The sequence below is a fragment of the Streptomyces sp. NPDC008238 genome, assembly GCF_042956445.1.
GTDB lineage: Bacteria > Actinomycetota > Actinomycetes > Streptomycetales > Streptomycetaceae > Actinacidiphila.
Map to the genome: position 1 here is coordinate 130,277 of NZ_JBIBGK010000012.1, position 11,551 is coordinate 141,827.

8 protein-coding genes are annotated in these 11,551 nt (G+C 74.8%); 4 read left to right on the forward strand and 4 right to left on the reverse strand.

All coding sequences use genetic code 11. The annotated features are described in order from the left end of the window. Positions 1-150 precede the first annotated feature (150 nt). Genes ACFZAU_RS24270 through ACFZAU_RS24280 form a run of 3 tightly spaced genes read left to right on the forward strand, consistent with a single transcriptional unit; the run spans position 151 to position 3,015 of the window. Complete coding sequence (locus ACFZAU_RS24270) at positions 151-1,131, forward strand: ATP-binding cassette domain-containing protein (RefSeq protein ID WP_500553902.1); 981 nt, start codon at positions 151-153, stop codon at positions 1,129-1,131. Then, positions 1,128-1,949, forward strand: coding sequence for an ABC transporter permease (locus ACFZAU_RS24275; RefSeq protein WP_499598277.1), 822 nt, complete (start codon positions 1,128-1,130; stop codon positions 1,947-1,949). Before ACFZAU_RS24270 ends, ACFZAU_RS24275 begins: the two co-directional genes overlap by 4 nt. 10 nt (positions 1,950-1,959) lie before the next feature. Continuing rightward, positions 1,960-3,015, forward strand: a complete 1,056-nt coding sequence (locus tag ACFZAU_RS24280) for a PHP domain-containing protein (protein ID WP_500553903.1) — start codon at positions 1,960-1,962, stop codon at positions 3,013-3,015. Here the strand turns inward: ACFZAU_RS24280 and ACFZAU_RS24285 are convergent. From ACFZAU_RS24285 to ligD, 3 genes are all read right to left on the reverse strand, one after another. Further along, complete coding sequence (locus tag ACFZAU_RS24285) at positions 3,006-4,568, reverse strand: M48 family metallopeptidase (protein WP_500553904.1); 1,563 nt, start codon at positions 4,566-4,568, stop codon at positions 3,006-3,008. The genes ACFZAU_RS24280 and ACFZAU_RS24285 overlap by 10 nt on opposite strands. 128 nt (positions 4,569-4,696) lie before the next feature. Further along, positions 4,697-5,569 carry an ATP-dependent DNA ligase gene (locus ACFZAU_RS24290; protein WP_500553905.1) on the reverse strand — a complete coding sequence of 291 codons (873 nt, stop codon included), beginning with the start codon at positions 5,567-5,569 and terminating at the stop codon, positions 4,697-4,699. A 13-nt stretch (positions 5,570-5,582) separates the two neighbouring features. Next, positions 5,583-6,482: a non-homologous end-joining DNA ligase gene (gene ligD, locus ACFZAU_RS24295; protein ID WP_500553906.1), complete on the reverse strand. Its 900-nt coding sequence runs from the start codon at positions 6,480-6,482 to the stop codon at positions 5,583-5,585. 41 nt (positions 6,483-6,523) lie between these two features. Here ligD and ku point away from each other — a divergent pair, with 41 nt between their 5' ends. Next, complete coding sequence (ku, locus tag ACFZAU_RS24300) at positions 6,524-7,423, forward strand: non-homologous end joining protein Ku (protein ID WP_500553907.1); 900 nt, start codon at positions 6,524-6,526, stop codon at positions 7,421-7,423. Between the two features lie 14 nt (positions 7,424-7,437). Here the strand turns inward: ku and ACFZAU_RS24305 are convergent, their stop codons facing one another. Further along, positions 7,438-10,779, reverse strand: coding sequence for an ATP-binding protein (locus ACFZAU_RS24305; protein WP_500553908.1), 3,342 nt, complete (start codon positions 10,777-10,779; stop codon positions 7,438-7,440). Between the last annotated feature and the right edge of the window lie 772 nt (positions 10,780-11,551).

Here is an 11,551-nt window from a genome sequence, read left to right on the forward strand (position 1 = left end):
GACGTCAGGCGCCGCACCTGGCCGGGCGGCGGCCTCCGCGGGGCCGAAACGGCCCGGTTCCGGGCGGCGGCGGCCCGTGTCGGGGGCGTGTCGGTGAGGCTGTCAGCGATATGTCGGCGCCGTGTCGGTGGGGCGCGCGACCGTGGCGGCATGACACAACGAGATGCCAAGAGCGCGGACGCCGCCGTCAGGGTGCGGGGGCTCGTGAAGCGCTACGGGGAGACGAAGGCCCTCGACGGGGTGGACCTGGACGTGCGGCAGGGGACCGTGCTCGGTGTGCTGGGGCCGAACGGCGCCGGCAAGACGACGCTGGTGCGGATCCTGTCCACGCTGATCCGGCCGGACGCCGGTACCGCGACGGTGGCCGGTTACGACGTGGTCGACCAGCCCCGGCAGCTGCGCCGGGTGATCGGGCTGACCGGGCAGTACGCCTCGGTCGACGAGTCGCTGTCGGGCCGCGAGAACCTCTACATGATCGGCCGGCTGCTGGACCTGTCCCGGCGCGACGCCCGCGGCAGGGCGGACGAGCTGCTGGAGCGGTTCTCGCTGACGGACGCCGCCCGCAAGCCCGCCAAGGAGTACTCCGGCGGCATGCGCCGCCGCCTGGACCTGGCGGCGTCGATGATCGGACGCCCGGCGGTGCTGTACCTGGACGAGCCGACCACCGGCCTGGACCCCCGCACCCGCAACGAGGTGTGGGACGAGGTGCAGAACATGGTGGCGGACGGCACGACCGTGCTGCTGACCACGCAGTACATGGAGGAGGCCGAGAAGCTCGCGCACGAGCTGACGGTCATCGACCGCGGCCGGGTGATCGCCGGGGGCCGGGTCGAGGAGCTGAAGGCGAAGGTCGGCGGCCGGACGCTGCAGGTGCGGCCGGTGGACCCGGGCGTGCTGGACGCGATGGCGGCGGCGCTCGGCGCGGGCGCGCGGGCCGTGGTGGACCACGCCGTCGGCGTGCTCAACGTGCCGATCCTCAGCGACGAGCAGCTGACCGACGTCGTGGCCGCGCTCGGCGCGCACGGCTTCGCCATCGCCGGCATCGACACCCACCTGCCCAGCCTGGACGAGGTGTTCCTGGCCGTCACGCACGGCAGCGGCACCCGGGACCGAGAGGAGCTCGCGGCATGACCGCCGTCACCGTCCCCGCGGGGAACGCCAAGGCCGTGACCGCCGATCCGCGGATCGGGCTGCGCGCCAACCTGCGCCACATCGGCGCGCTCGTGCGGCGCAACGTCCTGCAGATCCGGCAGGACCCGGAGTCGATGTTCGACGCGCTGCTGATGCCGATCGTCTTCACGCTGCTGTTCGTGTACGTCTTCGGCGGCGCGCTCGAGGGCAGCCAGGAGAAGTACGTCAACTACATGGTGCCCGGCCTGATGGCCATGATGGGCATGAACATCGCCATGGCCGTCGGCACGGGCGTCAACTCGGACTTCAAGACCGGGGTGATGGACCGCTTCCGGACGATGCCGATCGCCCGCTCCTCCGTGCTGATCGCGAAGATCGTCGTCGAGATCGGCCGTGCGCTGGTCGCCACGGTGATCCTGCTGATCATGGGCTTCATCCTCGGGCTGCACGTGGACAACGGGGTGTTCGGGCTGCTGGGCGCGGTGGTGCTGTCGCTGGCCTTCGGTGCCTCGCTGATGTGGGTGTTCATCCTCCTGGGTCTGGTCGCCCGGACCCCCCAGTCCGTCCAGGGGCTCGCCATGATCGTCGTCCTGCCGCTGCAGTTCGGGAGCTCGATCTTCGCCAAGCCGACCACCATGCCGGGCTGGCTGGAGGCCTTCACCCGCTACAACCCGCTGTCCAACCTCGCCGACGCCTCCCGCAACCTGATCAACGGCGGCGCCGTCGCGCACTCGGCGATGATGACGGTGATGTGGGCCGTGGGCATCACGGTGATCAGCGCGCCGCTGGCGGTGGCGAGGTTCCGCAACAAGACCTGATCCTGGAGGCATGGACCCCGTCGAGGCGCTGGACCGGATCGCGTTCCTGCTGGAGCGGGACGGCGCCCCGACGTACCGGGTCCGTGCCTTCCGGGGTGCCTCGGCCGGGGTCGCCGCGCTGCCGCCGGAGGAGCTCGGGCGGCGCGCGGACCAGCCGGGCGGGCTGGAGGAGCTCAAGGGGCTCGGTCCGAAGACCGCCGCCGTCGTCCGGGAGGCGCTGGCGGGCCGGCGGCCCGCCTACCTCACCCGGCTGGAGGAGGGCACCGCGGACACGCTCCGGCGGCCCGGCGGCGACGCGGGCAGCCGGATGCGGGCCGCGCTGCGCGGCGACTGCCATCTGCACTCCGACTGGTCCGACGGGGGCAGCCCCATCGAGACGATGGCCCGCACCGCGTGGGAGCTGGGGCACGAGTGGGCGGCGCTCACCGACCACTCCCCCCGGCTGACCGTCGCCCGCGGGCTGACCGCCGAGCGGCTGCGGGCCCAGCTGGAGGTGGTGGCCGAGGTCGGGACCCGCCTCCCCGCCCCCTTCCGGCTGCTGACCGGCATCGAGTGCGACATCCTCGCCGACGGCGCCCTCGACCAGAACGCGGAGCTGCTGGACCGGCTGGACGTGGTCGTCGCCTCCGTCCACTCCAAACTGCGCATGGGCCGGGACGAGATGACCCGGCGCATGGTCTCGGCGATCAGCAATCCGCTGGTGGACGTGCTGGGCCACTGCACGGGGCGGCTGGTGTCCGGGAAGCTGCGCCCGGAGTCGGAGTTCGACGCGGACCTGGTCTTCGCCGCCTGCGAGCGCTTCGGGGTGGCCGTGGAGATCAACAGCCGCCCGGACCGCCTCGACCCGCCGCGCCGGCTGCTGCGCAAGGCCGTGGAGGCCGGGGTGCTCTTCAGCATCGACAGCGACGCCCACGCCCCGGGCCAGCTGGACTGGCAGATCTTCGGCTGCGCCCGCGCCGAGGAGTGCGGCGTCCCCCCGGAGCGGGTGGTCAACACCTGGGACGCGGACACCCTGCTGCGCTGGACCCGCACCCGCGAGGTGCCCGCGGCGGCGGCTCAGGGCTGAGCCGTTGCCCGGTCGGCGGGCAGCGCGAGGAGGTCGCGCAGACCCTTGGTGTCGGGTCCGGCCCCCTCCCCGGGGGCCACGGCGGCGTCCACGGCCCGGTCGAGCGCGGCGTGGACGCCCACGTCGAACTCCAGGTGCCTGCCGCGTTCCCAGTCCAGTTCCCAGCGGGCCCGGCCGTCCTCGACCAGGGCCGTCAGCGCCAGGGAGTACAGCCCGTCCGCGGCATCGGCCCGGACGCGCGCCCGCAGGGAGTCGTCGAGCAGCATGTGGCCCCCGTGGCCGGGGCGCGGCATGCAGTCGACGACCTCCGCCCACCGCCCGGCGTCAATCGCGTCCAGCAGCATCGCGAGGTCCGCGGGCCTGCGCAGGACGGCACGGGCGGCCCGGAGCACCGGTGTCGTCTCGGTGCCGAGTTCCGCGGCCCCGGCCGCGGCGGCCAGTTCCCGCCACGGCAGTTGCCGCAGCCCGGCGGCACCGGGGAGCGCCAGCACGGTGCGGGCGCCGGTCGCCGCGAGGTCCCGTACGAGGCCGGTCGCCGCGGGTGAGGGCCCGGGCGCCGCCGTTCCGGCTGGTGCTCCGGCGGCGTCCGCGGGCAGCGCCTCGACCGCCGCGACCCGTTCGCGCATCGGGGGGTGGGAGTCGTAGGGCGAGGTCTTCTCCCGGGGCGGGTCGGCGATCAGTCCCCGCTCCTCCTCCCGCCAGGTGGCGCTGTCCAGGAACGCCCCGAAGCCGGAGTGCACCTCCTGCGCCGGGGGGAGCAGGTCGAGCGTGGTGCCGATGCCGGCGTACTCCCGGACGTAGCGGGTGTGCGCGGCGTCGAGCAGCGGGATGCGGCGCAGGGCGGCGGCGGTGGTGTCCCGCCCGGCGATCCGTGCGGCGGCGCGGTCCGCGGCGAGTTCGCCGAGGCGGGCCTGGGCCTGCGTCGTCCGCAGGCAGAAGCGGGCGTAACCGGCGAACATCGAGCCCATGGCGTGGCCGATGCCGTTGCCGTCCTCCGAGTAGCGCTCCAGGACCCGCGTCAGGCCGGCGCGGTTGCGGGCGGCCAGCCCCGCCAGGAGGGTGTCGCGCCGGGCGAAGTGGCCGAGTTCGTGGGCGATGACCGCGTCGATCTGACGTTCCGTCAGGCCGGTGAGGTACGGGACGCCCAGCACCATCCGCCGGGGCCCGGGGACCAGACCGAGTACCCAGGAACCCTGCCAGACGGCCGCCACGGGCTCCGCCACGAGCCAGAGTTCGACGGGGGCCGCGGTCCCCATGGCCTCGGCGACCCGCAGCACCCGCGCCCACAGCTGCGGTTGCTCCTGCGCGCTCACCCGGATCCCGTCGGGCCGGTGGCGGTTGACGCCGCGCACGGAGGCGACCAGGCCCGACACCAGCGGTGAGGCGAAGGCGACGCTGATGCCGAGGAACAGGAACGTCACATAGCCCTGCCGCAGCGCGACGTCGGTGAGGACGACGTCGGCGGCCACGATCGCGGCGAGCAGACCGACGGTCATGACGTAGAAGCCGAGCAGCAGGACGAGCAGCCGAGAGGCCTGGAGGTACGCGCGCATGCCGGAAGGGGTCTCCTCGGAACCGGGGGGTCGCACGCGACCGACCGGCCGGCGACGCGCCATCGTATTCCGGCGCCCTCCGCTGCTCAACGGCCTTTCGGGGGCGGGGCGGTGAACGCCTCGCCGGGTCAGTCGTCGGGGCGCAGGCGGAGCACCGTGGTGAGGGCATGGCGGCCCTCGCCCTGGAGGATCTCGACGGGGAGCGGGGCGGGCAGCGGATGGTAGGGGGTGCCGTCGTCGAGGGTCGCGGCGGGCGGGACCGGCGGGGCGAGGAGCGCGGCGAGCCGGCCGCGGAGGGAGGCGTCGAGGGGCGCGGAGGCGTAGGGGCCGTCGCCGAGGTCGAGGACGAGGGCGCGGGGGGCGCGGGGGGTGCCCGTGAAGCCGATGGCCTCGGCGTCCTGCGGGACGGCGTGCCGCAGCTTGAGCCAGTCGCGGCGGTCGGGGCGGTAGCGCTGGCCGAGGCCCTTGACGACCAGGCCCTCGATGCCGGCCGGGGCGAGCGAGGCGTACCAGTCGACGGCCTCGTCGCGGTCGGTCGTCATGGGCACGGCCTGCAGCGGCGGCCCGAGGGGCGAGAGCAGGGCGACGAGGGCTGCGCGGCGCTCGTGGTACGGCCGGCCGCGCAGGTCGGTGCCGCCGGCGGCGAGCAGGTCGAAGGCCGCGTAGTTGGCGGGGAGGACGGGGCCGCGGGGGGAGCCGCGCAGGGCACGGCGCTGCAGGGCGGCGAAGTCGACCCGGCCGTCCCGCCAGATGACGACCTCGCCGTCGAGGACGGTGCCGTCCGGCAGCGCCGCGGCGGCCTCGGCGATCTCGGGGAAGGTGGCGGTCACGAGCCGGCCGGAGCGGGTCTGCAGGCGCACGGGACCGGTGAGGACGACCATCCGGTGACCGTCGAACTTGGGCTCGTAGGCGCACCCGCCGGGGAGGGCGTCGGCCGCGGGGACGGTGTCGACGCGGCGGGCCAGGGCGACGCGGACCGGGAGCGGGAGGGGGTCGCTCACCGGGGGGCGCCCGTCACGGCAGGGTGCCGCGTCCGGCGGCGTCGTCCAGGGCGGCGAGCAGGTCGCCGTGGTCGGCGACGCGCCGCAGGACCTCCTCGGGGGTGAAGGCGAGGTCCTCCGCCGTCCGGCAGGAGGCGACCTCGTCCCAGGTGACGGGGGCGGCGACGCCGGGCCGGTCGCGCAGCCGCAGGGTGTAGGGGCAGGCGGTGGTCTTCGCGGAGGCGTTCTGGGACCAGTCGATGAAGATCTTCCCGGCGCGCAGGCTGCGGGTCATGGAGAACACGACGAGGCCGGGGTGCTCGTCGCGCATGCGGGCGGCGAGCGCCTTGGCGTAGCCGGTGGCGGCGGCCTCGGCGGCGGGCCGCAGCGGCGCGTAGAGGTGCAGCCCCTTGCTGCCGGAGGTGACGGGGAGGGCGGTGAGCCCGTCGTCCTCCATCATCTGCCGCAGGCGTTCGGCGACCCGGCAGCACAGGACGAGGTCGGCGCCCTCGCCGGGGTCGAGGTCGAGGACGAGCCGGTCGTGGGCGTCGCGGCCGCCCGCCGTGGTCCACTGCGGGACGTGGAGCTCCCAGCCGCCGAGGTTGGCCATGGCGACCAGGGCCGGGACGGAGTCGACGACGACGTGCGGCTCGTCGGCCTCCCCGGCGGTGGTCACCCAGTCGGGCGTGCCGGCGGGCGGGCGTTTGGCGAACCAGCGCTGGGCGTGCGGGCCCTCGGGGGCCCGCACGAAGGAGGCGAGGCGCCCGGCGGCGTGCGGCACCAGCACCGGGGCGATGCTCGCGTAGTACTGCAGCAGCTGCGCCTTGGTGTGGCCGGTGACCGGGAAGACGATCTTGTCCAGGTGGGTGAGGACGACGCGGCGGCCGTCCACCTCGACCGTCTGCCGGTCGGGCGAGGCTGACGGGGCGGGCATAGTCTGGAAAGTCCCCGGAAAGGGACGAAAGTATGCGATCCATGTGGAAAGGTGCGATCGGCTTCGGGCTGGTCTCCATTCCCGTCAAGCTCTACGCGGCCACCGAGGAGCACGGCGTCTCCCTGCACCAGGTGCACGCCGAGGACGGCGGCCGCATCCGCATGAAGCGGTTCTGCGAGAAGGAGGGCAAGGAGGTCCCCTACGCGGAGATCGCCAAGGGGTACGAGGACGAGACCGGCCGCACGGTGGTGCTCACCGACGAGGACCTGGCCGCCCTCCCCCTGCCCAGCAAGAAGCTGATCGACGTGCTCGCCTTCGTCGACGCCGACGAGATCGACCCGCTGTCCCTGTCCCGGGCCTACTACGTCGGCGCCGAGACCGCCGCGGCCAAGCCGTACGTCCTGCTCCGCGAGGCCCTGAGCAGCAGCGGCAAGGCCGCCGTCACCAAGATCGCGCTGCGCACCCGCGAGTCGCTGGCGCTGCTGCGCGTCCACGAGGACGTGCTGGTCCTGCACACCATGTACTGGCCCGACGAGGTCCGCGCCGCGGAGGGGCTGGCGCCGCCGGAGAAGGTCACCGTGCGGCCGCAGGAGCTGAAGATGGCGCAGAGCCTGATGGAGACCCTTTCCGAGGACTTCGACCTGGAGTCGATGCACGACGAGTACCAGCACGCGCTGGACGAACTGGTCGCCGCCCGGCTGGAGGGCGAGCCCGTCCCCGAGATGGCCGAGGTCACCAGCGCCCCCGACAACGTGGTGGACCTGATGGCGGCGCTCCAGGCCAGCATCGACGCCCGCGGCGGGGAGAAGGCCGGCGCGAAGAAGACCGCCGCCGGCAAGGCCCCGGCGAAGAAGGCCGCCGCCAAGAAGGCCCCCGCGAAGAAGACGGCGGCCAAGAAGTCCACGGCGAAGAAGGCGGCGCCCCGCAAGAAGGCCGGCTGAGGCGGCCGGAGGGGTCAGACGGGCGCGCGCAGCAACTCGACCGCCTCGGCGAAGACGAGCCCCTCGCCCTCGCGGTAGGCCGCCGCGAAGCCCTCCTCGCCCAGGTACCCGCGCAGCCGCACCGCGTCCTCGTCCAGGCTCGCCCGCTCCCACGGGGTGCAGGCGGTCTGCCGCAGGGCGTCGTGGGCGCCCAGCACCACCGCGGCGCGGCGCGCCGGGCCGCGGACGTCCTCGCCGTCGCGCAGACCGGCGATGCCGGTGAAGAGCGCGACGCCCGGCGGGAACAGGAGCACCCCCAGGCGCGGCCCGATGACGGGACTGAGCGGGTGCCCCTCCATGTAGGCGACGGACTCGGCGAGATGGGGCAGCCCGCCGTACGGGTCGCCGGCCATGCCGGTGAGCCAGCCGCGGACGGCGGCGAGGAGCCCGACGATGAACGAGGGCATCCCGCGCGGCGGGGCGGCCTGCAGGACGTCGAGCAGCGCGAAGGCCTCGTCCAGTTCACCGCGCCGCGAGAGCAGGGCGATCAGCAGCACCTTGCCGTAGTAGCCCGCGTCGTCGCCCACCGGCCGGAAGGCCTCGGCCTCCGCCACCCCCTCGCGGATCAGCCGCTCCCCCTGCTCGAGGTCGCCGGCGTTGGCGAGGGCGTCCCCGAGCCGGACCTTCATGATCGGGACGTGCTGGTACGCGCCGAGCTTGCGGGCGAGTTCGATGGCCTCGCGGCAGCTCTCCGCCGCGCGGGCCCAGTCGCCGGCGTTGGAGCTCGCCTCGGCCTCCGCCGCCAGCGCCTCGGCCATGCCCCAGTCGTCGCCGACCCTGCCGAACAGCTCCCGGGCCTCGCGGATGTCGTCCATGGAGGCCTCCAGCCGGTCCTCCACGTCGTTCATCACCTTGGCGCGGAACTGCAGCGCGAACGCCAGCTCCCACACCCGGCCGTGCAGCCGGCAGCTCGCCACCGCGTCGTCCATGAGCTCGGGCATGCGGTCGAAGCGCCCGGTCAGCATGGCGCCGAGCACACGGAACAGCCCGGGCCGGAGGCTGGACTGCGGCAGTTCCGGCGGGTAGGCCTCGATGATCGCCTCGCCCAGCCCGACCAGCCGCGGGTCGTTCCACACGTCGTGCTCGCCCATGAACGCGAACACCTCGGCGGTACGCACCCAGCGCCGCGCCTCGGTGAGCTGCAGCGGGGTCATCGGCAGCGGGTCCTCCAGCGGCGCGCGGTCCAGCGGCGGTAGCCGCAGCGGCTCGGCGAAGGCGTCCACCGGGCTCATCGCGGCCACCACGGTGGGCCAGTACCCCATCTCGCTGCGGTAGTTGCGCATCTCCCAGAACCAGCCGCAGGCCAGCACCAGGCAGAGCGCCTCCTGCTCGTCCCCGGTGTCCACCGCCCGGCGGATGGCGGCCCGCAGGTTCTCGTGCTCGCGCTCCAGCCGGTCCAGGCAGCGCAGTTGGCCCGGGCCGCGCAGCTCGGGATCGGCGGTGCGGACGTACTCGCGGAAGTACGCGGTGTGGCGGCGCCCCACGGCGTCGCGCTCACCGGCCTCCGCGAGGCGTTCGGCCGCGTACTCGCCGATGGTCTCCAGCATGCGGTAGCGGGCGCCGTCCTCGGCGAGGTCGACGACGACCAGCGACTTGTCGACGAGCGAGGCCAGGACGGAGGCGACGTCACGGGCGTCCACGACGCCGCCGTCCTCACCGCACACCGCCTCGGCGGCGGTCAGGTCCCAGCCGCCGGCGAACACCGCGAAGCGGCGCAGCACGACCCGTTCGGCCTCGCTGAGCAGGCCCCAGCTCCAGTCGACCACCGCGCGCAGCGTCTGCTGGCGGGGCAGCACGGTGCGGCTGCCCGCGGTGAGGATGCGGAAGCGGTCGTCGAGCCGGTCCGCGAGCTGACGGGGCGTCATCATCCGCAGCCGGGCCGCGGCCAGCTCGATGGCGAGCGGCAGCCCGTCGAGCCGGCGGCACAACTCGGCGCAGGCCTCCGGGTCCTCGTCCGGCGTGAAGCCGGGGCGGGCCGCCGCACCCCGGTCGGCCAGCAGCCGCAGGGCGGGGGTCCGCGGCAGCGGGTCCAGCGGCCGGATCAGCTCCCCCGGGACACCCAGCGGCTCACGGCTCGTGGCCAGCACCGCCACGCCCGGGCACTGCGCGAGCAGCCGCTCCGCGAGCTCGGCGGCGGCGCCGATCACGTGCTCGCAGTTGTCCAGCACCAGCAGCATGCGGCGCTCCGCGCAGTACTCGGTGAGCTGCAGCAGCGGGTCCTTGGCCGCGGCCCCCTTCGCCTCCGCCGACAGCGCCGCCTCGGTCGCCGAGGCGGGGTGCAGCAGCGTCTCGCGCAGACCCAGCGCGTTCACCACGGCGACGGCCACGGTGCGGGGGTCCTCGACGGGGGCCAGTTCGGCGAACCACACGCCGTCCGGCCAGTCCCCCGCGACCAGGTCCCCGGCCTCCTGCGACAGCCGGGTCTTCCCGGTGCCGCCGGGGCCGGTGACGGTGACCAGCCGGGCGGCCGACAGGTCCGCCGCGATCGCGGACAGGTCGGCCTCCCGGCCCACGAAGCTGGTCAGGCGGGCGCGCGCGTTGCCGAGGCGCGGTGCGGTCGTGGGGGGTGGGGCGGGGGCGGGGGTGTGTACGGGGGCGGAAGGATTCAGCAGCTCGGCGTGAAGGGCGCGCAACTCCGGGCCGGGATCGGTGCCCAGCGTCTCGGCGAGTTCGCGCCGCACCCCCTCGTACGCCACCAGCGCGTCGGCACCCCGGCCCGCCTCGCGCAGCACGCGCAGCCGCAGCACCTGCACGGCCTCGTTCAGCGGATGGGCCACCGCCAGCTCCACGGCCTCCGGCAGCACCTGCTCGGCGCGGCCGAGCCCCACCTCGGCGGTGATCCGCAACCGCCGGGCGTCCAGCCGCAACGCGTCGTAGCGGGGCGCGACGGCCACCCGGTCCGGCAGGTCGGCCAGCACCGGACCGCGCCACAGCGCCAGCGCGGAGTCCAGGGCCTCGGCCGCCTTGGCGGCGTTGCCGTCGGCGAGCGCCCGGCCGCCGTCCTCCACGAGCCGCTCGAAGCGGTACAGGTCCACGGCGTCCGGCGTGGCGACCAGGCGGTAGCCGCCGTCCGCCGAGCCGACCGCCTCGTGCCCCACCGCCCGGCGCAACCGGGCCACCAGCGCCTGCAGCGCGCCCGTGGCGTCGGCGGGCGGCTCGTCCTCCCACACCTCGCCGATCAGCGCCTCGCTGGTGCGCACCCGGCCGGGGCGCAGCGCCAGCGCGGCGAGCAGCGCCCTCAGGCGCGTGCCGGACAGCGGCACGACGGTGCCGTCTTCGCGGTGGGCCTGGGTCGTCCCGAGGATGCCGTAACGCACGCCCCCATTCTGTCCGAGGGCGGCTGCGCCGTGCCGCCCGGTCCGTTGTGTGCGGCCCGGTTGTTGTGTGCGGGTGCGCTGTGGTTTCTGTTGCGGGGTTCCCCCGCCCGCCCGCCCGATTGCCCGGCGCGATTGGTCACCGCCTCGCGCGGTTCGTCGTGGGGTCGGCGCCGCGCCGGCGCACGTCCTCAACGCTCGCGGTTTACGTCCACATCCTTGGGCACCGCGTTCGCCGCTCGTCGTTTCCGGGCGCACCCCGACACACCCCCTCCGAGAGGGTGGGGCGACCAACGGCCGGTGGGGGTGCGAAGGCGGTCCGGGTCACCCCCGTTGCCTGACTAACCGCGCCCCAACACGTGGAAGGGGGGCAGGGTGCTCCCACTAACCGAAGGCTGGGGCAGACGGGCGGCAGACCCGGCGCCGAACGATGCGGGCCTGAACCGCGGGGCCGCAGGGTCAGCGAGCGGTTCAGGGCAACCCCGAACTGCCCTCACACCCCCCACCGGCCGTCCTGCGCCCACACCCGCCAGAGGGGGCGCGTCGGGGTGCTCCCCCTCGCCGAAGGCCGGGACAGAGGAGCGGGCGGACCCGGTACCGAATGATGCAGGCTGGACCCCTGGGGCCGCGGGGTCAGCGAGCGGTTCAGGGCAACCCCGGACTACCTCCATACCCCCCCCACCGGCCGTCCTGCGCCCACACCCGCCAGAGGGGGCGCGTCGGGGTGCTCCCCCTCGCCGAAGGCCGGGACAGAGGAGCGGGCGGACCCGGTACC

Bases quoted from the DNA above. Each gene is read 5' to 3' on its own strand.
- ku (WP_500553907.1), top strand. From the start codon at position 6,524: ATGTGGAAAGGTGCGATCGGCTTCGGGCTGGTCTCCATTCCCGTCAAG.
- ACFZAU_RS24270 (WP_500553902.1), top strand. From the start codon at position 151: ATGACACAACGAGATGCCAAGAGCGCGGACGCCGCCGTCAGGGTGCGG.
- ACFZAU_RS24280 (WP_500553903.1), top strand. From the start codon at position 1,960: ATGGACCCCGTCGAGGCGCTGGACCGGATCGCGTTCCTGCTGGAGCGG.
- ligD (WP_500553906.1), bottom strand. From the start codon at position 6,482: ATGCCCGCCCCGTCAGCCTCGCCCGACCGGCAGACGGTCGAGGTGGAC.
- ACFZAU_RS24275 (WP_499598277.1), top strand. From the start codon at position 1,128: ATGACCGCCGTCACCGTCCCCGCGGGGAACGCCAAGGCCGTGACCGCC.
- ACFZAU_RS24285 (WP_500553904.1), bottom strand. From the start codon at position 4,568: ATGCGCGCGTACCTCCAGGCCTCTCGGCTGCTCGTCCTGCTGCTCGGC.